The sequence below is a fragment of the Clostridium sp. genome (assembly GCF_036642255.1).
Taxonomy (GTDB): Bacteria; Bacillota; Clostridia; order Clostridiales; family Clostridiaceae; genus Clostridium_J.
The window spans coordinates 1-26,702 of record NZ_JAVWDJ010000035.1 but is presented as its reverse complement, the minus strand read 5'-3'; the positions used below and the strand labels follow the sequence as shown (position 1 = coordinate 26,702).

Below are 26,702 nucleotides of genomic sequence, written 5' to 3'. Positions count from 1 at the left end.
TCATGAAGGAAATATCACTTGCAAATAAAGCTGGTTTTTGTTTTGGAGTAAAAAGGGCAGTAGATTCAGCTTTAAGTTTAAAACAAAAACATAATAAACCAATATATACTTTAGGGCCTTTGATACATAATAATGATGTTGTAAAGTTTTTAGAACACAAGGATATTCATTCTGTAGAATTAGATGAAATACATAAACTTCAGCCTGGAGATGTAATTATAATAAGATCTCATGGAGTTCCTAAGAATGTAATAGAAAAACTTAAAGAACACAATGTAATAGTTGAAAATGCGACTTGTCCTTATGTAGGAAATATACAACAAAAAGTTGAAAAGTACCATAATGAAGGTTATGGAATCATAATAGTAGGAGATGAAAACCATCCTGAGGTAATTGGTATAAATGGTTGGTGCAATAATGAGGCTATTATTTCTAAAAACGGTAGTAACTTTGATAATATACCAAGAAAAGTTTGTGTAGTATCACAAACTACAGAAAAGCAAAGTAATTGGACTAAAGTATTAAATAAAGTTGTAGTTTCTGCTAAAGAGATTATTGCTTTCAACACTATTTGTAGTGCCACAGAAGTAAGACAAAAATCTGCTGAAGAGATTTCCAAAGAAGTTGATGCTATGATAGTTATTGGAGGATTTAACAGCTCAAATACTACAAAGTTATTTGAAATCTGCAAAAACAACTGTGAAAAAACTTATCATGTTGAAAATCTTCAAGGAATACCACGAGAGGTTTTACAGGATAATAAAATAAAGAAGATCGGTGTAACAGCTGGTGCATCTACACCAGACTGGATAATTAAGGAGGCTATTGAAAAAATGAGAGAAGAGAAAAAAGTAAATGGAGAAGAAATGGATCTTTATGAGCAGTACACAAATGATAATTCCCATATTTCTGTTGGAAGGGTATTAGAAGGTGAAGTTTTTAAAGTTAATGAGAAAGAAGCTTATTTAACAATCGGATCTAAATCAGAAGCAATTTTACCTATTAGCGAATATACAAAGGATGAAAATGCATCCTTAAAGCAATTTATAAATGTTGGAGATAAAATACTAGGAAAAGTTATTAATAGAAAAAACACCGATGGTCTTGTTGTAATTTCTACAATTGAAATACAAAGGCAAAAACAATATGAAGTATTGCAGAACATATTTGAAAATAAAGAAGTAATTGAAGTAGAAATAAAAGATGAGGTGAAAGGTGGAGTAATTTCAAACTATAATGGTGTTAAGATATTTATACCAGCTTCTCACTTAGAACTTAACAGAGTAGATAATTTAAAATCATATATAGGCAAATCTTTAAAAGTTCAACTTATAGAGTTTGCAAGACAAAAATTTGGAATGAAAATTGTAGCATCTAGAAGAGACATTTTAAGAGAAGAGAAGGATGCTACAGAAAATAAAACTTGGGATGTTTTAGAAAAGGATCAAGTTGTTGAGGGTATAGTTAGAAGAATATCAAATTTTGGTGCCTTTGTAGAAATAAATGGGGTAGACGGGCTACTTCATAGTTCGGAAATGTCTTGGAATAAAGTGAATAATCCAAATCAGTTATTAAAAGTTGGAGAAAGAATAAAGGTTTATATATTAGAAATAGATAAAGAGAATAAAAAACTTTCTTTAAGTATTAAAAAGCTATCTGAAAATCCATGGAATAATATTAAAGACAAATATCCAGTAGGTAATATTGTACTTGGTAAGGTTGTAAGATTTGCTAAATTTGGAGCATTTGTAGAACTAGAGCCAGGAGTTGATGGATTAATTCATATTTCTCAAATAAGTAAAAATAGAATTGAGAAGGCTGATGAAGTGCTGAAAATAGGCGAGGAAGTTAAAGCAGTAATAATAGATGTAAACGAAGAGGAAAAACGTGTAGCTCTTAGTATAAAGGCCGTGGAAGAAATCTAATATTCCTTTACCTTAATTGGGAAAATGATTATTTGTACTTAGTGTTATTTGAACTAAAGTGTAGTAAAGTAAGAAAATTTTAATTTACTCATAATGAAATCTACCCGGAAGGACTAAATAAATTAACTTGTGGAATATTAAAAGTAATGCTTATATATTGTTCATATATGCATTACTTTTATACTGTGATAAACATAGATAAATACTAATTTATCATGGCAAAGAGTAACATCGTAAATGCGAATCACCAACTGCCAACGTATTAATGTTGACTTTTTGTTTATTTTTGATAAAATTTATTTATCTGTTTAAAATTGTTAAGGGAGGTAAACTGTTGATGAACGAATTAGGACGCCACATTTTAGCTGAAATCTATGGATGTGATGCTGAAATATTAAATGATAAAGAATTGATAGAAAAAAACATGGTTGAATCTGCACTAAAGGCTGGAGCTGAAGTAAGAGAGGTTGCCTTTCATAAATTTAGTCCACAAGGAGTAAGTGGAGTAGTTATAATATCTGAATCTCATTTAACTATTCATACTTGGCCAGAACTTGGTTATGCTGCTGTTGATGTATTTACTTGTGGAGACAGAATAAACCCTTGGGATGCATGCAATTATTTAACAGAATTATTAAAAGCTAAAAATATGACTGCTACAGAAGTTAAAAGAGGTATTTTTGAGCATCCAGTAGCTGTTAAAGCTTCGAATATATAAAGTCATCTTAAAGATGGCTTTTTTATTTTGATTTACTATATTTATCAGGAATTTCAAATATGATTTTGAAATATAGAAAATAATCTTGATGCGTAAGTTGTTCTTTTCATCTTATATTATGAGTTTATGGTTATTTTTTCCATAAATGTAGTATACTATATATAGATTCAAAAATATTTTAGTTAAGAGGAATCTATGTATAAGTTAGAGGGACTAAATAACGCAAACATTAAATTACTAAAAGATATTCATTTTGCTGATGAATATAAGTTTAAACCTAATATAAAAGAAGTTCTTAACTCAAATAATTTTTTAAAAAGAATACTTTTATGGAAAAATATAAAGTTTTTAAAAGTTAGGGATGAATATATAGGTTTTATATGGTTTATAAAAACAGATAGAACTAGCTATAAAATTAATAGTATTAAAGTAATGGATGCTTTTAATAGTATTGAGCACTATTCATTGCTACTTGATGCAATTAAAAAAAATTCTACTGTTTCATATTATTGTAAGGAGCATGAACAAGAGTATATTAGTTTTTTAAGATTAGGCTTTCAAAAAAGAAGAGTTATACTGGAAATGAGTAAACCATTAAAGGGTTTAGAAACTCTTTCTGAACAATCCATGCTAAGCTTTCAGAACTTTATAAAAAACAAAGACGAAAAACTTAGATGCGAAATACAAAATCAAGTATTTTCTGACTTGTCTAGAGCTCCAATTAATGAGGAAGATATTTACTTTGAGCAATGTCAAAAATACTATATTAATGAAGGTTGTGTATTTATAAGTTACCAAGGGACCCCTGTTGGATATGGTCAGATTATCACAGATAATAATAAAGCCTATATAGTGAATTTTGGAATACTGCAAGAGTATAGAAATAAAGGATTTGGCAAAATCCTTTTAAAATATCTATTAAATCGTTGTTATTTATTAAATTATAAAGAAATCTATTTGAAATGCAATGAAAAGAATTCTAATGCTTTGAATTTATATAAATCAATGGGCTTTGTACATTTTGATACTACTTATGAATTATACAAAATAAACTGAAGCGCTTATACTAGTATTCTTAATAATTATAAAACAACGTAAATCTAATTTTTATATAAAAATCAAGGAGGCATCAATGCCTCCTTGATTTTATTTATGAAGTTCCATATATTTCTCTAGTCCTATAGCTATAATATCCATAGCATCCGATAATGCTTCAGTATTTAAGCAGTAGGATAGTCTTATCTCATCTACACCAAGCCCTTCAGTAGCATAGAAGCCTTCAGCAGGTGCAAACATTACCGTTTTATTATTATGGTTAAAATCTGTTAACATCCACTTCGCGAAATCTTCTCCATTTGTAATTGGAAGCTTAGCAACTACATAGAAAGCACCAGTTGGTTTTTCACAAACAACTCCTGGTATTTTAGAAAGCTTTTCATGAAGTATATCTCTTCTTGCTTCGTATTCAGCTAAAACTTTTTCAAAATATTCTCTTGGTGTATTAATCAAGTTAGCTGCGGCAAGTTGTTCAAGAGTAGGTACACATAGTCTTGTTTGGCAGATTTTCATTATTTGAGCTATAAGCTCTTTATTTTTAGAGGCAACTAGACCAATTCTTGCACCACATGCACTATATCTCTTAGAGATACTATCTATTAATATTACTCTATCTTGAATATCTTCCATGTAAAGTGCTGAAGTGTATTTTAAGCCGTCGTATACGAATTCTCTATATACTTCGTCAGCTATTAGATATAAATCATTTTCTTTGCAAATGTCTGCAAGTATTCTGATTTCTTTCTCAGTATAAACAACACCAGTTGGATTCCCAGGATTGGAAACCATTATAGCTCTAGTTTTATCAGAAATTTTATTAGTAATAACTTCTTTTGCTGGTAGATGGAAACCTTCTTCAGCTTTAGTTATAAATGGAACAACTCTTACTCCAGCAGATTGTGCAAACCCGCCGTAATTTGTATAAAATGGTTCAGGTATAATTATTTCATCCCCTGTATCACATATTGCAGTAAGGGCAAGAGATATAGCTTCTGATCCACCATTTGTAATTATTAGCTCATCTTTTTCGAAGCCTATTTTCCATTCTTTGTAGTATTTTATAAAACTTTCAATAGTTTCATCTAAGCCTTGAGATTGGGCATATGCCAAAACACTATTCTTGTATTTAGCAATCCCTTCCATGAACTGATCGGGTGTTGCAATGTCTGGTTGGCCGATGTTTAAATGATAAACATGAATACCTTTTTTCTTTGCAGCATCACCATAAGGAGCAAGCTTACGAATTGGAGAATACTCCATTGCTAAAATTCTGTTTGAAAATTTCATTTTAAAATCCTCCCATCAATTAACTAATAAAATCCTGGATTAGATTTTCTATAGGAACAAATGATAATTTGGTAGCTATGGAAACACTGTTGTCTATGTTAGTAAAGTAACCTCGTTCTTTTACACAATCTGATTTAAATGAATTTTCATTTTCTGCATTTTGTTTTTTTGCATCATACATAGAAAACCCTCCTTTTTAAATATTTTTGCCTAAAAGGAGAATTTTTATGTTATTTATAGTAAGTATAGGTTACTTATTATATAAATCTGGATTTGATATCGCTGCTTTTGTACGTAACTTCAATTAGTAGTACTATAAACACATAATACATGGGATTAAAAATTAATAATCATCTTGGTTCAGTAAAATATATATGTTGTATTTTATAAAGTGTTCAATTATAGTAAACCTTATAAAAATAAAGTCTAGTATAACTTACAATATTTTAAGTACAAATATATAGAATCCAAATTAATTAAAATAATTCAAGCTGTGTCACATTTGTAGTTAGCTATTATAATATAAAAAATATGTTATATTAAAAATAATCTTTGAATATTTCATGATCTTTATATATAATTAATAAATGGTTATAATTTAAATGGAGGAGATACAGCTAATGAAAAAAGATTTGAAATACTATATAGAGACTTGGGGTTGCCAAATGAATGAAGAAGATTCAGAAAAACTTTCAGGAGGCCTAAAGCCATTAGGATATATAAGAACAACTTCAAAAGAAGATGCAGATATAATTATTTTTAATACTTGTTGTGTAAGAGAAAATGCAGAGCAAAAAGTTGAAGGAAATGTTGGAGCATTAAAGAAGCTAAAAAAGGAAAGACCAGAGGTTGTGATAGCAATTACAGGTTGTATGATGCAACAAGAAGGAATGGCGGAAAATATAATTACAAAGTTTCCCTTCGTAGATATTATAATAGGTACACATAATGCCTATAAATTTACAGAATACCTAACCAAAGCTCTTGGTGGGGAAAGACCTATCGTAGAGGTATGGGATAAGGAAGCTGACATCGTAGAAGGAGCTATTGTTGATAGAGCAAGTACAACTAAAGGCTTTGTAACTATAATGTATGGATGTAATAATTTCTGTACTTATTGTATAGTACCTCATGTTAGAGGAAGAGAAAGAAGCAGACAGCCAGAAGAAATTATAAAAGAAATAAAAGAAATGGTAGCAGCAGGATATAAGGAGGTAACTCTTTTAGGACAAAATGTCAATTCCTATGGTAAGGGGATTGAACCAGCAATAGATTTTGCTGGACTTTTAAGAAAAATCAATGAGGTACAAGGGTTAGAGAGAGTTAGATTTATGACTTCTCATCCAAAGGACTTAAGTGATGACGTAATAACTGCTGTAGCAGAATGTGATAAATTATGTGAATATATTCATTTGCCAGTGCAATCTGGATCATCAAGGCTTTTGAAAAAGATGAATAGGCATTATGATAGGGAAAAATATTTAGAAACTATTAGAAAAATAAAAGAAACTATTCCTAATGTAGCTTTAAGTACAGATATAATAGTTGGTTTTCCTGGAGAAACAGATGAAGACTTCGAAGATACTTTAAGTCTTGTAAAGGAAGTAGAATATGATTCAGCTTTCACTTTCTTATATTCGAGAAGGAAAGGAACTCCTGCAGACATGATGCTAAATCATGTAGATGAGGCTACTAAAAAAGAAAGATTTAATAAGCTAGTAGATGCAGTGAATGAAATCTGCGCAAAGAAAAACAAAAAGTATGATGGCAAGATAGTTGAAGTTCTTGTTGAAGGAGAAAGTAAGAGTGACGAAACTAAACTTACAGGAAGAACTAGAACAGGAAAATTAGTAAACTTTACTGGAAATAAGGAAAGTATAGGGCAATTAGTAAATGTAAAAATTACAAAAGCTCAATCTTTTTCACTTATAGGTGAAGAAATATAAAAAATAGGTTGTGTATAAACCTATTTATAGATTTTCAATGATTGTTTTGATAGTATTAGGATTTTACAGTTCCAAGAAACTAAAATATATATCTAATTTATAAAAAAGCGACTTTGTCGCTTTTTTTATAAAATATTTTAACCACGGATTAGAAGGAGAGATAATATGGCTTTAACCCCTATGATGAAGCAATACTTTGAAGTTAAAGAAAAGTGCAAGGATTGCATCGTGTTTTTTAGATTGGGAGATTTTTACGAAATGTTCTTTGAAGATGCAGAAGTTGCTTCAAGGGAATTAGAACTAACATTAACTGGAAGAGATTGTGGATTAGAAAAAAGGGCTCCTATGTGTGGAGTACCTTTTCATGCGGCAGAGAACTATATATCAAGGCTGGTTTCAAAAGGATATAAAGTTGCAATTTGTGAACAAGTAGAGGATCCAGCTTTTGCTAAGGGCATTGTTAAAAGAGATGTAATTAAGATAGTAACACCAGGTACATATACAGAAGGTTCTTTTTTAGAAGAAAGCAAAAATAACTTTATTATGTCCTTATATATTGACGAAAACAATAGTGCTGGAGTATGCTTTTGTGACATATCTACTGGAGAGTTCTATTGTAGTGAAGGTTATGGTGAAGACGCTATAATCATAGATGAAATTTATAAATTTGAGCCTAAGGAAATTGTGGTACCAGAAAACTTAACAATATCTATTGTTGAAGATATAAAGGAGAGAGCTTCCACATCAATTTCTATATTTGATAAAAGTAATTTTAATGATGATTCTGACATGCTAAGAGCTCAATTTAAAAACTTTAATAATACAAGTCTGGGTAATGCAGCAATTAGGGCTTGCAATGGGCTGTTAAACTATATATTGGATACTCAAAAGGCTTCTTTAACTCATATTGATTTTATAGAGTGTTATGAAATTTCCCAGTATTTATCGTTGGATGCAAACTCCAAAAGAAATTTAGAAATAACAGAAACATTAAGGGATAAATCTAAAAAGGGTACTTTACTTTGGGTGATGGATAAAACGAATACAGCTATGGGAGCTAGAAGGCTTAGAAAATGGGTGGAACAACCACTGATGTTAAAACGTGAAATTGAAAGTCGCCAAGAGGCTATTGAAGAGCTCATAACAAACACCTCATTATTAGAAGATTTAAAAGAAGGATTAAAGCAAATCTATGATATAGAGAGATTAGTGGGAAAAATAAGTTCTAAAAGTATTAATGCTAAAGAACTTATTGGGTTAAAGCACTCAATATGGAAAATTCCCCTCATCAAAAATTTAATTTCATGTAGTAAATCAAATTTACTAAGTCATATTTTTAAGAATTTAGATGATTTACAAGATGTTTTTAAAATACTAGATGATTCATTGATAGAAAGCCCGTCACTTTCCATTAAAGAAGGCAACATTATTAAGGATGGGTACAATAACACAGTTGATGAATTAAGAGCCTCAAAGACTAATGGAAAGCAATGGCTTGCGTCCCTTGAAAGTGATGAGAGAAAAACTACAGGTATTAAATCCTTAAAGATAAGCTATAATAAAGTTTTTGGATATTTTATAGAAATAACAAAAGCAAATCTTAGCTCTATACCAGAAGGAAGATATATTAGAAAGCAAACCTTATCAAATGCTGAAAGGTTTATAACACCAGAACTTAAGGAAATGGAAGATAAAATTTTAGGCGCAGAAGATAAACTAATTGCAATTGAATATGAAATTTTCGTTGAAATTAGAGATTTTATAGAAACTCAAAGTCATAGGATGAAAGATACTGCTAAATTGATTTCTGAATTAGATGCGCTATCTTCCTTGGCAATGATAGCAAAAGAAAATAATTATTGCAGACCTGAAATTAATACTGATGGATTTATTAATGTAGAAGGTGGAAGACATCCAGTTGTAGAAAAGATGATTCCTATTAATACCTTTGTGGATAACGATACTAACATTGATACTTTAGATAATCAATTAATGCTCATTACAGGTCCTAATATGGCTGGAAAGTCTACTTATATGAGACAGGTGGCACTTATAACAATAATGGCTCAAATTGGTTCTTTTGTACCTGCAAAAGGCGCTAATATATCTATTTGTGATAAGATTTTTACAAGGATAGGTGCTTCGGATGATTTAGCAGGAGGTAAAAGTACTTTCATGGTTGAAATGTGGGAGGTATCTAATATATTAAAGAACGCCACTACTAAGAGTTTAGTGCTATTAGATGAGGTAGGTAGAGGAACAAGTACCTATGATGGGCTCAGTATTGCGTGGTCAGTAATTGAGTACATATGCAATACCTTTAAAATAAAATGCAAAACTTTATTTGCTACACATTATCATGAACTTACAAGATTAGAAGGGGAAATTTCAGGTGTAAAGAATTATTCTATTGCAGTAAGAAAGATTCAGAACGAAATTATTTTTTTAAGAAAAATAATCTCTGGTGCAGCAGACGAGTCCTATGGAATTGAGGTAGCAAAACTCGCTGGAATTCCACAGGAGGTAATAAATAGAGCTAGAGAAATCCTTCAAGATTTAGAAGGTGAAAATTTTAAAGAAATTAATCGAGATGAATATGAACCTAAAAAGAAAGAAAAACTTGAAAAGGATAATGGAAATTCATTTGAGGCTTATGAAGAAAAATATGATAGTAATTTAGATAGAGTTCATCAGGAAGTTGCTATGGCAGCTTTGGAGAAAAACAAAACAGAAGTAATTCAAATGGGTTTTGAGGATATTGCTAAAGGAAAACTAATTGAAGATTTAAAGGCCATAGATGTATTGAATTTGACCCCTATGGAAGGCTTTAATAAGCTTTATGAATTCATTAAAAAAGCAAAAGAGATTTAGCACTTTTGAAGGAAGTGATTTAATGCAAAGAATTAATTTGCTGACCCAAGATACTGCAAATAAAATAGCTGCTGGAGAAGTAGTTGAGAGAGCCAGTTCTGTAGTAAAGGAACTGGTAGAAAACAGTATTGATGCAGGAAGTAAAAATATAACAATAGAAATTGAGGAAAGTGGAAGTAGTATTATCAGAATAAGTGATGATGGGCAAGGCATTCATCCTGATGATATAGAAAAAGCCTTTATGCCTCATGGTACAAGTAAAATAGCAAATATAAATGATATATTTGCTATAAGTACTTTTGGTTTTAGGGGAGAGGCTCTACCGAGTATTGCTGCAATTTCTAAGGTTAAAATTATAAGCAGAATAGCGGAGTTTGATTTTGGTAAAGAAATGTATATTGAAGGTGGTAAAATTCAATATATAAAAGATGTAGGATGCAATGTTGGAACTATTATTGAAGTTAGAGACTTATTTTATAATGTTCCAGCAAGACAAAAATTTTTAAAATCACCCCAAAGAGAAAATAGTTTAATCAACGATTTGATGTTACGATTAGCTCTAGGAAATTATGGTGTGACTTTTAAATTTTTTAGTAATGGGAAAGAAGTTTTTAAAAGCTTAAGTACCTGCGATTTAATAGATACAGTGAGAACTTTATATGGGAAACAAGTATATGATAATGTAATTCCTTTTGAAAATCATAGTGATATTATATCTATTCATGGTTTTATTGGGAATAGCGAAATAAGTAGAGGAAGTAGGAATAGACAAAGTATTTTTGTAAACAAAAGATTAATAAAAAGTAGTTTAATAACTGCAGCTGTTGAAAATGCCTTTAAATCCTTTATTACGGTAAATAAGTTTCCTTTTTTCGTTGCTTATATAGATATTTTTCCTGATTACATAGATCCTAATGTGCATCCTACAAAAGCTGAAATAAAGTTCTTTGATGAAAAAACTCTTTTCAAATTAGTGTTTGATGGGGTACATAGTGCACTTAAGGAGAGTCTACGATCCACTTTTAACATAGAAGCTGATGACGATAAATACCAATATAAAAATGAAAATATGCAGTATAAGGAAAATACTACTGTGCAACTCCCTATAGATTTTAATAGTATAAAATATGAAAGACCCGAAGAAATTCAACATAGTTATTTTAAAGAAAACAATGGAAACAAGGAAGTCGCAGAGGAAAAATTTCAGAAGTTAGATTATAAGGAAAGTTTTCAAAATCCTAATGAGTTAAAGGTATATGAAGATTTTGCTCACAAGGGAATATATAATAACAAACCTGAGGAAGAAATTATAAGAGATAATGAAAAAGTTGAACCTAAGTTTCCGCAAGTTAAAGTTATTGGACAGTTTAATAATAGTTATATCATTGCTGAATATAATAGGGAACTTTATTTAATAGATCAGCATGCAGCTCATGAGAAAATGCTTTTTGAAAAATATAAGAAATCCATAGCGAAGGCCCAGGTAATAAGCCAAATCTTAATAACTCCTCTTGTTATAGAATTGACCTATGATGACTATAGTTATTATATTGACAATGAAGATATTTTTAAAAACTGTGGGTTTGACATAGAAGTTTTTGGGGAAAATTCTATTGCAATTAGAGAGGTTCCAATGTTTTTGGGGAAGCCAGATTTAAAGAACTTATTTTATGAAATCATTGAAAATATAAAATCTCTTGGCAGTGGAAAGACTACAGAAGTAAAATATAATAAAATAGCATCTCTTGCTTGTAAGGCAGCAGTAAAGGCAAATGATAAATTATCTCAACAAGAAATGGAAGCCCTAACACAGGAGATGAGATATTTAGAGGAACCTTTCACATGCCCTCATGGTAGACCAACTATAATTAAATTTACTTTACATGAATTAGAGAAAAGATTTAAAAGAATACAATAAAGTAAGGTGGAACAAATTTATGACAGATATTTTTATCTTAGCAGGGCCTACAGCAGTAGGTAAGACGGGGATTTCTATTAAACTTGCAAAGAGTCTTAATGGTGAAATTATTTCCGCAGACTCCATGCAAATATATAAGAAAATGGATATTGGATCAGCAAAGGTATCTGAAGAAGAAATGGAAGGAATACCTCATCATATGATTGACATTGTAGACCCAAGTGAAGAGTTTAGTGTTGCGATGTTTAAGCGATATGCAGAAAAAGATATTGAAAATATAAGTGCGAAAAATAAGCTTCCAATGATTGTAGGAGGAACAGGGTTTTACATTAACTCACTAATCTATAACTATAACTTTGCTGACACAAACAGAGATGAAAAGTATAGGGAAGAACTTTCAGATCTTGCGCAGCAAAAAGGTAATGAATATGTGCATAGTTTGTTAAAGGACATAGATATAGAAAGCTATAACAAATTATATCCAAATGATCTAAAAAGAGTAATCAGAGCCTTAGAGGTTTATAAAGTAACAGGAAAACCTATAACAGAATTTGCAAAAGAAGAAGATGTGTATAATATTCCATACAGGGTTCATTACTACGTTCTCAATATGAATAGAGAGAAACTTTATGAAAGAATAAATCAAAGAGTTGATATAATGTTTGAAAAAGGTTTATTAAATGAGGTTATAAGATTACGCAAAGAAGGATATAATTCTGATATGCAATCTATGAAAGGTATAGGATACAAAGAAATTTTAGCCTACTTAGATGGTGATATTACTATTGAAAAATCTATAGAGATGATAAAACAATTTAGTAGAAATTATGCAAAGAGACAACTAACATGGTTCAGGAAAGATCCAAGGGTTAATTGGGTTGATAAAGACAAGTTTTCTAGTGAAGATGAAATTGTAGAATATATAATAAAAGACTTCAATGAAAAAAGGTCTAATGACTGTAAATAATTTCTAACATAAAGAGGATTTTTTCGTCAGTTATAGAATAGTTAATTATAGTTATGGAGGTGCGCGGGTATGAGTAAATCTACAAACAATTTACAAGACATATTTTTAAATGGAGCTAGAAAAAATAAAATTCCTGTTACAATTCATTTGACTAATGGGTTTCAAATTAGAGGTACGGTAACTGGATTTGACAGTTTTACAGTAGTTTTATGTGTGACTTCAAATAATGATGGAAAGCAACAAATGCTTATTTACAAGCATGCTATATCTACTATAACACCATTAAAAGCAATATTATTCAATAATCCTTCTGAACAAAATGAGGAATAGTTCTTTAAAAATACACCCTAGGGTGTATTTTTTTACGCACTTTTCCAAAATACCTTTAAAATTTGATTAATATGCAATTATATGATAGTATATTTAGGAAATTCTATAAAAGGAGTAATTATAATGTTAGAATTAACTAAAGAGTTTTTACAAAAACAATATAAAATCAATACCAAGGCTTTGGACTTATATGAAAGAGCTATTGAAGATGTAAATGAGCAATTTCATATTTTAGATAATATAAGAGAATTTAATCAATTAAAAGTGCTTAATGCTCTTCAAATGGAGCGAATAAGTGATATGCATTTTACTAATTCTACAGGATACGGATATGGAGATATAGGTAGAGATTCACTAGATAAGGTGTATGCAAGAATATTTAACACAGAAAGTGCTTTAGTTAGACCGCACTTTGTGAATGGTACTCATGCCATAGGCGCAGCACTTTTTGGCAACTTAAGACCTGGAGATACTATGCTTAGTGTTTGTGGAACACCATATGATACTTTACATAATATCATTGGCATAAGTGGTGATGAAAATATAGGATCACTAAAAGAGTATGGAGTTAATTATAAACAAATTGAACTTGATGAAAATAAAAAAGTTAATATCGAGTACATGATAAAAGTTTTAAAAGAAGATATTACTATAAAATTAGTACATATTCAAAGATCAACTGGCTATGGTTGGAGAAAATCACTTCTTGTGGAGGAAATAAAGCCAATTATTGATGCTGTTAAACTTATAGATAGAGAAATTATTTGCTTTGTTGATAACTGTTATGGTGAATTTATCCAAACTATAGAACCTACTGATGTGGGGGCGGATTTAGTAGCAGGTTCCTTAATAAAAAACATTGGTGGAGGAATAGCTCCAACAGGTGGATATATTGCTGGAAAAGAAAAGTATGTTACTCAAGCTTCCTATAGATTAACCATACCTGGAATCGGGGGAGAATGTGGGTCAACCTTTGGAGTTATGAGATCTTTCTTTCAAGGGTTATTCTTAGCGCCACATGTAGCTATGGAAGCAGTTAAGACCTCTATATTTTGCGCAAGAATAATGGAACTTGCTGGGTTTGAAGTTTTGCCTAAATATGATGATAAAAGAAGTGATATTATTCAAGCTATTAAATTCAATGATAAGGAAAAGCTTATTAAATTTTGCAAAGGAATTCAAGCAGGCTCTCCTATTGATTCCTTTGTGGAATGTGAACCATGGGATATGCCCGGCTATAAAGATGAAGTTATCATGGCAGCTGGAGCATTTATTCAAGGGGCCTCCATTGAGTTATCAGCAGATGCACCTATAAGAGAACCATATATTGCATATCTTCAAGGCGGATTAACCTTCGATCACGGAAAAATCGGTGTGTTAATATCTTTATCTAAGATATTAAATTAGGCACAATATATCTTAATTTACTTGTGAAAATAATCATTGATTTTTAGCCTAAGCAATATAGTTATTATCTATAAGATAGAACAAAAGCGTGCATTGGTACGCTTTTGTATATAAAATTATATTTTTATATGTAATTATTGGGAAACAAAATCAAAACTTGCCTTATATATGAGCTCACTTTAAATATCACAGGCTTTTGAAGATGAATAAATTAAGGTGTTATCTTCAACACTTATATATCTATTTATTTGAACTTTTAAATAGATGCTAAAGGCAATAGATGTTGAAGTTTTTAGCAATGAAAAAGAAGCTGCAAAACAGCTTCTTAATATTTTCTATATAATCCTGAAAGTTTACCAAGGATTTGACAATCCTTAACTAAAATTGGATTCATAGAAGAGTTTTCTGGTTGTAATCTTATGTATCCATCTTCTTTAAAAAATCTCTTGATAGTAGCTTCATTTTCTATTAGAGCTACTACTATATCACCATTAACTGCGGTAGAGGTTTTTTCTATAATAGCTAAATCTCCATCAAAAATTCCTGCTTCTATCATACTTTGGCCTGAAACTCTTAGTATGTATAATTCGGCACTACTTTTCACAAAGTTAAGTGGCAAGGTTAGAAAATCTTCAATAGATTCTTGAGCAAGAATTGGTTCTCCTGCAGTAATCTTACCAACAATAGGTATATCAATAAGTTCTTTTCTTATTGGTGATTCCATAAGAAGCTCTATTGCTCTTGGTTTAGTAGGGTCTCTTTTTATTAGTCCCTTTTTTTCTAATCTTGAAAGATGACCATGTACAGTAGAAGTAGAACTTAAATTAACAGCTTCACAAATTTCTCTAACGGAAGGTGGATATCCCTTACTAGCAACTTGTTGTTTTATAAATTCGTATATTTCACTTTGCTTATTGCTTTTCATTTCAATCATAAGAACACCTCTCATTCAGGTATATTATATCATAGTTGTGAGTAAATATCAAACTTATGTTCTATATTTTGAATTTTTGCCAACTGAATTAATATAATACACATGGAAATAAATTTAGTCAAATTTGTAAATAATTATAAAGGATAAAAACTTTGCATATTGGTTTATAAGCTGCACTTAAATCTGCTCATTGGAAATAATGTTCTTTTAAATAAGTTAAAGTTACTTTATACTTAAATAGATTTGAAAGCTTATTCAAAAGTTTTGGATGTAATGAATTTAATATAATAAATGGAGATGATAAAATGTCAGGATTTTTAGACTTAAAAATAAACGATGAAGTAACTAAGGCATTAGTAAAGGTAGGAATTACGGAACCAACAAAAATACAAACTTCAACAATTCCAAGTATACTTGAGAATTTAGATATTATTGCGCAATCAGAAACAGGAAGTGGGAAAACTTTAGCTTATTTATTGCCATTAATAGAAAAAGTAGAGTATGAGAAAAGAGAAAATCAATTTATAATCTTAGCACCTACTCATGAATTAGGAGTTCAAGTAAATAACGTAATACAAAGTATTAAAGATAATTCAGGACTAAATTTGACTTCTACTGTAATTATCGGAAATGTAAATATAAAAAGACAAGTGGAAGCTTTAAGGGAAAAGCCACAGTTTGTTATTGGATCCCCAGGAAGGATTTTAGAATTAATAAAGCTTAAAAAAATATCGGCTCATACAGTTAAAACCGTGGTAATTGATGAGTGTGATAGACTGCTAGATGAGAACAATATTGATACAGTAAAATCTGTTATAAAGACTACTTTAAAACAACGTCAAATCTTAATGTTTTCAGCTACTATATCACAAGAGGTGGTTGAAATAGGAAATACTATTATGAAAGAACCTAAAGTTATTAAGGAAGACGAAAATGTTAAAGTAAGTGAAAATATAGATCATGTTTTCATGGTTTGTGACAGGCGTGATAAAATTCTATTGCTGAGAAAAATTATGGCAGCACTAAAGCCAACAAAGGCCATTGCATTTATAAACAAGACAGATGAAATTGAAATATTATCGTCTAAACTTAAATTTCATGGACTTAGAGCTGATGGAATACACGGAGCTTTTGTTAAAAACGAAAGAAAAAAAGTTATGGATGATTTTAAATCAGGAAAGATAAACCTAATGGTAGCTTCTGATCTTGCAGCAAGGGGATTGGATATAGAAGGAGTAAGTCATATAATTAACATAGACATACCAGATGAGCCTAAGGATTATTTACATAGAACAGGAAGAACTGGAAGAGCCAACAATAAAGGGATAGCAATTTCAATTGTAACTGATGAAGAAGTACCTAAAATTAGAAAGATTGAGAATCAATTTAATATAAAAATCGATTATGTAGAATTGTCTCATGGTAAGGTTATGGATGCAAGGTATATACCAAAGGTTACCCTTGAAACTTCTAAAGTGCAAACTCGTGAGAAATCTTATTTGGAAAATAAAAATAATAAGTTAGAAGGTAATATGGATAAGTTTAAGAACAATAAAACAAGTAATGCAAGTGAGTCATTTAGAAAAAGTACAAATGAGAATGGTAGCTTTAAAGGAAATAAATCCAATAACAAACCTAGTTTTAAATCAAAAAATAAACAAAAATAAGTAATAGTTGTAGGATTATAATTTCTATGTTTTTAGAAAAAATAAATTCTAGGAATTTTTATTCTAATGAGTGCAATTGATCAAGTTTATCGTTGTGATTCATTACTTGTAAAGGTAGTATTTTTAAAAGTTAAAATAATTTAGTAATTACCGTAGAATAATTCTGAGCAATGTGTTATAATAAATTCTATGTGTGTAACTGAAGAAAATTAAAAAGGTTTTACCTAGTCACAGGTAAAACTTTTTTATTGATATATGGAGGGAAAATTATGATTAGTACAACTGGAGTAAGTTTAAGATATGGTGGGCGAAAGCTTTTTGAGGATGTAAATATAAAATTTACTGAAGGAAATTGTTATGGTTTGATTGGAGCTAATGGAGCTGGTAAATCAACTTTTTTAAAGATATTATCTGGTGAAATTGAAGCTAATACTGGGGATGTGTCTATTACTTCTGGCCAAAGACTTGCAGTACTAAAGCAAGACCACTTTGAATTTGATGAAGTTGAAGTTTTAAGAACAGTAATGATGGGACATTCTAGATTAATTGAAATTATGGATGAAAAAGATGCATTATATTCTAAAGAAAACTTTACAGATGAAGATGGAATGAAAGCTTCTGAACTTGAAGGGGAATTCGCAGAACTTAACGGATGGGAAGCTGAAAGTGAAGCTGCAACTCTATTAATGGGACTTGGAATAACAGATGATCTTCACAATAAGAAGATGAAGGATTTAAATGGTTCAGAAAAGGTGAAGGTACTTCTTGCACAAGCTTTATTTGGACATCCGGATATCCTTTTACTAGACGAGCCTACAAACCATTTAGATATAAAATCTATTTCATGGCTTGAAAACTTCTTAATGGATTTTGAAGGAACAGTAATTGTTGTATCACACGATAGACACTTTTTAAATAAAGTATGTACGCATATGGCAGATGTTGACTTTGGTAAAATTCAAGTTTTCGTGGGTAACTACGATTTCTGGTATGAGTCTAGTCAATTAGCACTTCAAATGGCTAAAGATCAAAATAAGAAAAAAGAAGAGAAGATTAAAGATTTACAAGCCTTTATTGCGAGATTTAGTTCTAATGCATCTAAAGCAAAACAAGCAACTAGTAGAAAAAAACAACTAGATAAATTAACATTAGATGATATAAAACCATCTTCAAGAAGATATCCATTTGTAGGTTTCAAACCTGAAAGAGAAGCTGGTAATGATTTATTAATGATAGAAAACTTAAGCAAAACTATAGATGGAGTTAAGATATTAGATGATGTAACATTTATGGTTAATAAGGGAGATAAAATAGCTTTTATCGGTGATGGAATAGCTAAAACAACTCTATTTAAAATCTTAATGGGAGAAATGGAGCCAGATAGTGGAAGTTTCAAATGGGGAATAACCACATCTCAAGCTTACTTCCCACAAGATAACTCTGAGTATTTTAATGGATGTGAGCTTAACTTAGTAGATTGGTTAAGACAATTCTCAGAAGAAAAGGCAGAAAGCTTTATTAGAGGATTCTTAGGCAGAATGTTATTCTCAGGAGAAGAAGCATTAAAGGAAGCATCTGTTTTATCTGGAGGAGAAAAGGTTCGTTGTATGTTATCTAAAATGATGCTAAGTAGTGCAAATGTGCTTATTTTAGACGAACCAACTAACCACCTTGATCTTGAGTCAATTACAGCTGTAAACAATGGACTTACAAGTTTCAGTGGAACTATATTATTTACATCTCATGACCATCAATTTATTCAAACTATAGCAAATAGAATAATTGAAATAACACCTAATGGAATTATGGATAAAACTATGACTTATGATGAATACCTTGAAAATGATGAAATCCAGAAAAAAGTTCAAGAAATGTATAAAATTTAGTTTCATATGTGAAAACTTTGCATATAATAAGGCAAATACTAATTTAAATTAGTATTTGTTTTATTATATACTTTTATAAAACATGCATATGTTAAACATACTGTATTCTTTTGTTATTATAATTTTAATGTTGATGGAATTTTATCTTATTAGAGAAATTACTTATGGAATAATAAAATCTATTGATACATGGATAAGCTATTGACAATTAATAAAGTAGCTTTTATAATACCATTTATAAATATAAGTTAATAATTAATAAAATTCAATGAAAAGGACAGTACTTTCTTATAAGTCTTAAAGCGAGCAAGGACAGAGTGGAAGCCTTGTAAGAACATAAGAAGCGAATGTGGTAACATATAAGTGCATAAGTTATATATTTATGTAGGAAGAGAACCTTGGAGAAGCTACCTGAAAGAGTGTGTTACTTGTATAGGGTTAGTCGCTGATAAGCGTTAAGTTTTTGAGTGGACTATTTTTAGTCAATCAGAGTGGTACCGCGGATAAACCCGTCTCTATTTTTTAGAGACGGGTTTTTTATGTCCTTATCTATAAAAGCTTTGGGATAAATACTTAAAGCTTAAGGGTTGCAAATGGTGAAATGATATATTCTAATGAAAAATATATTAACGAAGTTAAATCAAGGAGTTCAAAATTTTTGTGAGGATTTAGAATAAAAGTAATTTTAATTAAATAGGAGGAGATAAAATGAATTATAAAAATCTAATTGTAGAAAATTTAAGCAAATATATAGATATGGATTTGGAAGCTATTGAAAGATTAGTGGAAATTCCACCTAAACCTGAAATGGGAGATTTTGCATTTCCATGTTTTCAATTAGCAAAAACAATGAGAAAGGCTCCAAATGCCATAGCTACAGATTTAAAAGAAAAATTTCCAAGTGAAGGCTTCGAAAAAATCGAAACCTTTGGACCATACTTAAACTTTTTTGTAGATAAGTCAGCCTTTATTAAAACAACAATTGAAAGGATTTTGCAAGAAGGTGAGAATTATGGAGCTTCTAAGGTTGGAGAGGGAAGGAATGTTATCGTAGAATACTCTTCACCTAATATTGCGAAACCCTTTCATGTAGGACATTTGTTTACCACTGTTATTGGAAATTCCCTTTACAAGATATTTAACTTCCAAGGATATAATGCTATTGGAATTAATCACTTAGGTGATTGGGGAACACAATTTGGTAAACTTATTTCAGCATATAAGAGATGGGGTGACGAAGAGGCTCTAGAGAAAGAACCTATAGCAGAACTTCTAAGGATATATGTTAAGTTTCATGATGAAGCTGAAGCTAATCCAGAGTTAGAAGATGAAGGAAGAAAATACTTTAAAAAACTCGAGGATGGAGATAAGGAAGCAGTTGAACTTTGGACTAGGTTTAGAGAATTAAGCTTGAAGGAGTTTAGCAAGCTTTACGAAACATTAAATGTAAACTTCGATTCTTATGCGGGAGAAAGCTTCTATAGTGATAAGATGGATACAGTGGTAGATGAAATTTTCCAAAAGGGATTGTTAACTGAAAGTAATGGTGCTAAAGTCGTAATGCTTGAAGAATTCAATATGCCACCATGCATCATCAAAAAGGCAGATGGAGCAACTATATATGCAACCCGTGATTTAGCCGCTGCTTTCTATAGAAAGAAAACCTACGATTTTTACAAGAATATTTATGTTGTGGGAAAAGATCAATCGCTGCATTTCAAACAAGTTTTCACCACAATAAAACTTATGGGACATGAATGGGCTGATGATTGTAAGCATGTAGAGTTCGGTCTTGTAAGATTTGCTGATAAGAAACTTTCTACAAGAAAGGGAGATGTAATTTTACTAGATGAATTATTAAATGAAGCTGTGGCTAAAACTCTAGATGTAATTAATGAAAAGAATCCAAGCCTTGAAAATAAGGAAGATGTATCTAAAAAGGTTGGAATTGGTGCAATGATTTTCACTTATCTTAAAAATAGCAGGGAAAGAGATATAGTTTTTGACTGGAATGAAATGTTAAGCTTTGAAGGTGAAACAGGCCCTTATGTTCAGTACACTTATGCAAGAGGTAGGAGCATTTTAAGAAAAGTTGGAGACACTGTTGGAGAATTGAACTATAGTAAGCTTAGTTCAAAAGAAGAATTTGAACTTGTAAAAGAGCTTGAAGGTTTCCATAAGGCTATTAATGCAGCAATAGATAAGCTTCAGCCTTCAATGATCACAAGATATGTAATTGAAGTTGCTAAAGCCTTCAATAAATTTTACAATGCTCATAATATAGCAAATTCAGAAGATGAAGTTACTAAAAATGCAAGAATAAACTTAGTAAAAGCAACTCTACAAGTAATAAGCAATGGATTAAAATTAATCGGTCTAGATGTAGTAGAAAAGATGTAATAAAAAAAGAGATTAAAAGTTTAACTTTTAATCTCTTTCCTCATATTTAGGGCACTTTGAGGTACAACTTCCACATTCACAGTTACCTTTTGATTTCCGCTTTAGATTTCTATAAAGAATTGCTCCTGCAGATATTACAATTATGGCAGTTATAAGTATTTCCATAAATATTCACCTCTTTTAATTAATAAACAATTTATTTTCAATAAGTTCTTTAAGGTACCTTAGCACAACTAAATTCCATTGCTATAAAATGTTGACCCATAAAGTTAATGAATAACTTATGGATCAATTTAAGATTTTTTTAGTAGAAGCCCAAGTTAAAGTATGAACTGTGCTATGTTGTAAACTAAGAATGATACTATCCATGCCACAGCAAATTGATAAACCACTGAGAAAAGTGCAAATTTACTACTAAACTCTTTTTTCATTGTTGCTATTACAGAAACACATGGTGTATAAAGCAATGTAAATGCTAGGAAGGACAATCCTGTGATTGTAGTAAAGTTTGCTGCAATCTGATCAACAAGTTCTCCTGTATACAGTACACCAAGTGTGCTAACTACTACTTCTTTAGCCATAAGCCCAGTTAAAAGCGCTACAGAATTTTGCCATGAAGCAAAACCAAGAGGTACAAATATTGGATTAATAAATCTACCTATATCTGCTAAAAAACTAGTGTTAATATCAGTCATTCCACTCATGTTAAAGTTTGATAAGAACCAAACTAATACAGATATTGAGAAAATTAATGTTCCAGCTTTTTTTAAGAAGCCTTTACCTTTTTCCCAAGTGTGTATTAATAAGCTTTTAAGTTCAGGTAATTTATATTCAGGTAACTCTATGATAAATGGCTCTTCATCTTTTTTAAATATAGTATGCTTAAAAATAAGAGCAATTATAAATGCAACTGAGATTCCAAGAAGATAAAGCCCAAATATCACTAAGGCTTCATTAGCTGAAAATAAAGCTGCTGTAAACAATCCATAAACAGGAAGTCTTGCGTTACAAGACATGAAAGGTAATATTAATGATGTTAGTTTTCTATCCTTTTCACTTTCAAGTGTTCTTGCAGCCATGATTCCAGGAACGGAACATCCAAAGCCCATTATAAGTGGTATAAAAGCTTTTCCAGAAAGGCCTAATTTTCTCATTAATTTATCCATAATGAAAGCAGCTCTTGCCATATAACCGCTATCCTCGAGGAAGGTTATTCCAAGGAAAAGTGCTAATATAATAGGCAAGAAAACTATAACGGAACCAACTCCACCAATAATACCATCTATTATTAATGACTTAAACCAATCGCTTGAATTTGTCAAAGGTATTTCTACCCAAGAAACAAAAGTTCCGCTGACGAAGCCATCAAGAAGCTCTTGAAGTGGACCTCCTACCCATTCAAATGTAAACTTAAATATTAAAAATAGAAGTCCTAAAAATATAGGATAAGCTAAAAATTTATTAAGAACTAGTTTGTCTATTTTTTCTGTTGCAGTTTCAATACCGATTTTGGTGCCCTCAACTGAAGTTTTTAATATGTTTCCTATGTAAGTATAGGTAGCTTTCTCATCCATAGATTCAAATTTATGTTTTTTATTTATTGACATATCTAAGGAAGAATAATCCCCTTTTTCCATAAAGGCTTTTAACTTATCAATTCCTTCACCTTTAGTAGCTGAAATCGGCATTATTGTAACACCAAGCTCTTTAGATAGAGTATTATAATCAATATGAGTTCCTTTTGATTTTGCTACATCTATCATATTAACTACTAATAATATTGGCTTGTTAAATTGTGCTAGTTGGGAGGTTAGGTATAGATTTCTATCTAGCTTTGAACCATCTACTATATTTACAATGAGATCAACATTGCCACTTTTCAAAAATTCTTTTGATACTTTTTCTTCATTGGAAAACGTGTCCATAGCATAGATACCTGGCAAGTCTACGATGTTTATGTCTTTTTTTAGAAATCCTTCTTTCTTTTCTACGGTTACCCCAGCCCAGTTTCCTACATACTGATTTGAACCAGTTAATGCATTGAAAAGGGTTGTCTTACCTACATTAGGATTACCTAACAATGCTATAGTTTTCATCCCTAAATTGCCTCCATAATATGAATATTTTTAGCATCTTTCTTTCTAATTGCTAAATCTGTTCCTCTTAAATTTATTATTATCGGATCACCTAGTGGTGCTGCATTCTTCACTGATATTTCTGTGCCTTCTATAAAACCTAAAGCTAAAAGTCTTTTGGTTAATTTTTCATCGCAATTTAAATATTTTATATAACCCTTCATACCAGGTTTTAAATCGAATATGCTCATGAAATTCACTCCTTGTTGATAATTATTCTCAATATTATTATAATTTTAATGAGAATAATTGTCAATAGGTTTTAAGTATCATAGCGAAAAAAACTAATATGAATAATAATTTCTGAAAATACTAATATAATTACTATAGGTAGTTATAGAAACTAAGTGCTAAAATGTGGTATAATTAAGTTTATCTTAGTAAGGCATCTTTAAAAATAACCTTAAGAATGTTAGAATATTTTGTGACAAACCTGCATGGTGCTTGTTTTCTTGTCATTATGACCTGTCAGGTGAAGGCATAATATCTATTTCATCTACGAATTGTTATTTTTTCAGATACCCAAATTCTCTTGTTACATTAAGTGTAGACATATAATTTAGAAAAGAGTGATATAGTGATTATAAAAGAAGAAACCATAAGTGTTGAAGAGTTTAGTGTGGAAAATAGTTTGGACATACAAGGAAATAAAGAATTTTTTAGAGATGCTATTTTTTTTGATTTAGAGCATTATGTATATAAGAAACCTGTTTGTATAGGAGTGTTTGGTGCAGCTTATTACGATACAACTACAAATGAGCTTAAAGCTACACAATATATGCTTGAAAATAAATATGAACTAAAAAACCTCTTGAATATGAGTAAAAATTACTTTGAACAAATGAAAAAGAAATATAATAAAAAATATATTGTGACATTTTCTGGTAACAATGACTTTATAGTAATAAATTACTTATTAAACAAACACAACATTGGCTATAAAATAAGTGAAAATTTTACTCAAATTGATCTTCAAAAGAAATATGAGCAAGATATTGGAAGCTCCATTGGATTAAAAAATTTAGAAGGTATTTTTGGAATTGCTAGAGAGAGTGAACTTATAAGTGGTTCAAACTTAGCTAAAACCTTTGGTAAGATAATGAAGGATGAAGATTACTTCTCTAGAATGCCATTAGAGAAAAAAGAGAAAATTCTACTTTACAATATGCAGGATGTAGTAAGCTTATTTTACATATATGTAAACTGGAAGAAATATGTAGTTAAGCCTGCTATTATTGAGAAAGATATCGAGGGTAAAGTAGAAGATAGCACAGTTAAAGATAATTTTAATTGAACTGAACTAGAGGACAATTCTAGTTCAGTTTTTTTATGTAATGGAATAAAGAAACTGGATAAATGTGTAGTTTCTTCATTGAGTTCTCTTAATATAAGTTTATTTAAGGTAATTTTATACCATTAGAACTTTAAAAATTAATAAATTTATTAATGTCACTTATCAGTTATATATTTAAGGTTTTCATAATAACATATTAATAACATATTTATTAGAAAAAATTAAATGCTACATGATGTGATAGGGGGTCATTTTATTGAATTTTACGGTTTTTACGGAAGGAAATAAGGGTGTTAATAAGGACTTAACAAATGGAGAGCAGAAACAAGAATGTATTACATCAACCCTGGAAAAACAATGTGAAAACAAAGGATATTTAGAACTGGATACTAATATAGATTTATTAACCCCAAAGATTAATATCACTATTCATCTATTAAAGGAAGAAAATAAGGTTAAGGAATATAAACTTAGCGTCAAGAAAAATAATGAGAGGGCTTTTAGAGTTTACGAAGTGGAAAACTTAGTTATTGGAAAGCCGGTAGAATATCTTTATAAAAATACTATATTAAACATTATAAAAAATAAGGTGTTACAACATATACCAAAAGAATTACATCAGTTAAAAGAAAATAATATTGTAAAAGTGTATAAAGATGAACTAGATAAAATATTGCAAAATAGTTAAAGGGGTAAAGCATGAGAAATTTATCTAAGAAAATTAAAGTAGCACTGAAACAAGAAAAATGTGATTTCGTTCTTAAAAATGCTACCTTTATTAATGTTTTTACACAAAAACTTGAAAATGGAGATATAGGTATCTGTGGGGATACCATTGTGGGTATTGGAGAATATGAAGGGCACATTGAGATTGATTGCGTAAATAAATATGTAGTGCCTGGGTTTATAGATGCTCATGTGCATATAGAATCTGCAATGATTATACCAGAAAAGTATTCTACTGTAGCCCTTAGAAATGGAGTTACTACAGTGGTGGCAGATCCTCATGAAATTGCTAACGTGGAAGGTATTAAGGGAATAGAATTCATGCTTGAAAATTCTAGAAACGCACTACTAGACATATTTTATATGTTGCCTTCTTGTGTGCCAGCCACACCTTTTGAAGATAATGGACACACCTTAGGATACAAAGAGTTACAACCTTTAATTAACCATGAAAGAATTCTTGGACTTGGGGAAGTTATGGATGTACCAGCAGTTTTGAATAGAAATGAAGATATGCTAAAAAAAATCCTTATGTCTAGTAATAAAAATATTGATGGACATGCGCCATCTATACATGACTTATCCCTAAATGCTTACCTAACTGCTGGAATAAAAACGGACCATGAATGTTCTACACCGGAGGAAGCTCTTGAAAAAGTAAAAAAAGGAATGTACGTTATCATTCGAGAAGGCTCTGCAGCTAAAAATCTTACTTCCTTAATTAAAGCTGTGAATAATGATAATTATAATAGATTTTTATTTTGTACTGATGATAGACATTTAGAAGATTTAATGGAAGAAGGTTCAATTAACAATTCCTTAAGGATTGCTATGAGGGAGGGATTGGATCCAATTAAGGCTTTCACTATTTCTAGTTACAATGCTGCACAATGTTTTGGATTAAAAGATAGAGGGGCTATAGCTCCTGGATATAAAGGTGATTTAGTAGTTATTGAGAATCTAAAGATGGTAGATATAGTAAAAGTAATAAAAAACGGAATGGATATTGAAGTTATTAAAAATACTAAGAAAAGTTCCTTTAAAGTGAAAAATTCCATTAATATGGATTTTGTTTCTGAAGATAGCTTCAAAATTAAATGTGATGGTAGAAATATAAATGTGATAAAATGCAAACCTCAGTCTCTTGAAACTATAAAAGTTCTTAGAGAAGCAGTTCTTGAAGATTCTGTGATTAAAGAATTAAATGGTAAAGATATTTTAAAAATAGGAGTTTT

The 26,702-nt window shown here is 30.4% G+C and carries 21 protein-coding genes; 15 read left to right on the top strand and 6 right to left on the bottom strand.

Annotation, left to right across the window (positions count from 1 at the left end; genetic code table 11):
- Positions 1-2 precede the first annotated feature (2 nt).
- The 3 genes from RR409_RS15785 (at position 3) to RR409_RS15775 (ending at position 3,699) form a co-directional block, all read left to right on the top strand.
- Complete coding sequence (locus RR409_RS15785; protein ID WP_332558732.1) at positions 3-1,925, top strand: bifunctional 4-hydroxy-3-methylbut-2-enyl diphosphate reductase/30S ribosomal protein S1; 1,923 nt, start codon at positions 3-5, stop codon at positions 1,923-1,925.
- 337 nt (positions 1,926-2,262) lie between these two features.
- Complete coding sequence (gene speD / locus RR409_RS15780) at positions 2,263-2,643, top strand: adenosylmethionine decarboxylase (protein WP_332558752.1); 381 nt, start codon at positions 2,263-2,265, stop codon at positions 2,641-2,643.
- A 195-nt stretch (positions 2,644-2,838) separates the two neighbouring features.
- Positions 2,839-3,699, top strand: coding sequence for a GNAT family N-acetyltransferase (locus tag RR409_RS15775; RefSeq protein ID WP_332558731.1), 861 nt, complete (start codon positions 2,839-2,841; stop codon positions 3,697-3,699).
- Between the two features lie 90 nt (positions 3,700-3,789).
- Here RR409_RS15775 and RR409_RS15770 read toward each other — a convergent pair whose 3' ends face one another.
- Both RR409_RS15770 and RR409_RS15765 read right to left on the bottom strand, forming a co-directional pair.
- Positions 3,790-4,986 carry a pyridoxal phosphate-dependent aminotransferase gene (locus RR409_RS15770; protein WP_332558730.1) on the bottom strand — a complete coding sequence of 399 codons (1,197 nt, stop codon included), beginning with the start codon at positions 4,984-4,986 and terminating at the stop codon, positions 3,790-3,792.
- A gap of 19 nt (positions 4,987-5,005) precedes the next feature.
- Complete coding sequence (locus tag RR409_RS15765; protein ID WP_332558729.1) at positions 5,006-5,167, bottom strand: hypothetical protein; 162 nt, start codon at positions 5,165-5,167, stop codon at positions 5,006-5,008.
- A gap of 421 nt (positions 5,168-5,588) precedes the next feature.
- Here RR409_RS15765 and miaB point away from each other — a divergent pair, with 421 nt between their 5' ends.
- From miaB to RR409_RS15735, 6 genes are all read left to right on the top strand, one after another.
- Positions 5,589-6,932, top strand: coding sequence for a tRNA (N6-isopentenyl adenosine(37)-C2)-methylthiotransferase MiaB (gene miaB, locus RR409_RS15760; RefSeq protein ID WP_332558728.1), 1,344 nt, complete (start codon positions 5,589-5,591; stop codon positions 6,930-6,932).
- A gap of 165 nt (positions 6,933-7,097) precedes the next feature.
- Positions 7,098-9,803 carry a DNA mismatch repair protein MutS gene (gene mutS, locus RR409_RS15755; RefSeq protein ID WP_332558727.1) on the top strand — a complete coding sequence of 902 codons (2,706 nt, stop codon included), beginning with the start codon at positions 7,098-7,100 and terminating at the stop codon, positions 9,801-9,803.
- A 22-nt stretch (positions 9,804-9,825) separates the two neighbouring features.
- Entirely contained in the window at positions 9,826-11,721 is a 1,896-nt protein-coding gene (gene mutL, locus RR409_RS15750) for a DNA mismatch repair endonuclease MutL (RefSeq protein WP_332558726.1), read from the top strand.
- A 19-nt stretch (positions 11,722-11,740) separates the two neighbouring features.
- Complete coding sequence (miaA, locus tag RR409_RS15745; RefSeq protein WP_332558725.1) at positions 11,741-12,688, top strand: tRNA (adenosine(37)-N6)-dimethylallyltransferase MiaA; 948 nt, start codon at positions 11,741-11,743, stop codon at positions 12,686-12,688.
- 69 nt (positions 12,689-12,757) lie between these two features.
- Positions 12,758-13,018, top strand: coding sequence for an RNA chaperone Hfq (hfq, locus tag RR409_RS15740; RefSeq protein WP_332558724.1), 261 nt, complete (start codon positions 12,758-12,760; stop codon positions 13,016-13,018).
- A gap of 123 nt (positions 13,019-13,141) precedes the next feature.
- Entirely contained in the window at positions 13,142-14,425 is a 1,284-nt protein-coding gene (locus RR409_RS15735; protein WP_332558723.1) for a methionine gamma-lyase family protein, read from the top strand.
- 325 nt (positions 14,426-14,750) lie between these two features.
- On the opposite strand, the gene lexA is transcribed toward RR409_RS15735, so the two are convergent.
- Positions 14,751-15,350, bottom strand: a complete 600-nt coding sequence (gene lexA, locus RR409_RS15730) for a transcriptional repressor LexA (RefSeq protein WP_332558751.1) — start codon at positions 15,348-15,350, stop codon at positions 14,751-14,753.
- 314 nt (positions 15,351-15,664) lie between these two features.
- On the opposite strand from lexA, the gene RR409_RS15725 reads away from it, so the two are divergent.
- From RR409_RS15725 to argS, 3 genes are all read left to right on the top strand, one after another.
- Positions 15,665-17,026, top strand: coding sequence for a DEAD/DEAH box helicase (locus RR409_RS15725; protein WP_332558722.1), 1,362 nt, complete (start codon positions 15,665-15,667; stop codon positions 17,024-17,026).
- 269 nt (positions 17,027-17,295) lie between these two features.
- On the top strand, positions 17,296-18,912 hold the full coding sequence (locus tag RR409_RS15720; protein WP_332558721.1) for an ATP-binding cassette domain-containing protein: 1,617 nt from the start codon (positions 17,296-17,298) through the stop codon (positions 18,910-18,912).
- Positions 18,913-19,620: 708 nt separating this feature from the next.
- Positions 19,621-21,312: an arginine--tRNA ligase gene (gene argS, locus RR409_RS15715; protein WP_332558720.1), complete on the top strand. Its 1,692-nt coding sequence runs from the start codon at positions 19,621-19,623 to the stop codon at positions 21,310-21,312.
- A 27-nt stretch (positions 21,313-21,339) separates the two neighbouring features.
- Here argS and RR409_RS15710 read toward each other — a convergent pair whose 3' ends face one another.
- The 3 genes from RR409_RS15710 to RR409_RS15700 form a co-directional block, all read right to left on the bottom strand.
- Entirely contained in the window at positions 21,340-21,477 is a 138-nt protein-coding gene (locus RR409_RS15710) for a FeoB-associated Cys-rich membrane protein (RefSeq protein WP_332558719.1), read from the bottom strand.
- A gap of 155 nt (positions 21,478-21,632) precedes the next feature.
- On the bottom strand, positions 21,633-23,408 hold the full coding sequence (feoB, locus tag RR409_RS15705; RefSeq protein ID WP_332558718.1) for a ferrous iron transport protein B: 1,776 nt from the start codon (positions 23,406-23,408) through the stop codon (positions 21,633-21,635).
- 2 nt (positions 23,409-23,410) lie between these two features.
- Positions 23,411-23,638 (bottom strand): ferrous iron transport protein A, encoded by a 228-nt coding sequence (locus RR409_RS15700; protein ID WP_332558717.1) that lies wholly within the window; start codon positions 23,636-23,638, stop codon positions 23,411-23,413.
- A 386-nt stretch (positions 23,639-24,024) separates the two neighbouring features.
- Between RR409_RS15700 and RR409_RS15695 the strand changes: the two genes are divergently transcribed.
- The 3 genes from RR409_RS15695 to RR409_RS15685 form a co-directional block, all read left to right on the top strand.
- Positions 24,025-24,741: a ribonuclease H-like domain-containing protein gene (locus RR409_RS15695; RefSeq protein WP_332558716.1), complete on the top strand. Its 717-nt coding sequence runs from the start codon at positions 24,025-24,027 to the stop codon at positions 24,739-24,741.
- Positions 24,742-24,997: 256 nt separating this feature from the next.
- Positions 24,998-25,429, top strand: coding sequence for a hypothetical protein (locus tag RR409_RS15690; protein ID WP_332558715.1), 432 nt, complete (start codon positions 24,998-25,000; stop codon positions 25,427-25,429).
- Between the two features lie 11 nt (positions 25,430-25,440).
- Positions 25,441-26,702, top strand: a 1,262-nt coding sequence (locus tag RR409_RS15685; RefSeq protein ID WP_332558714.1) for an amidohydrolase family protein, incomplete at its 3' end; no start/stop codon positions are given.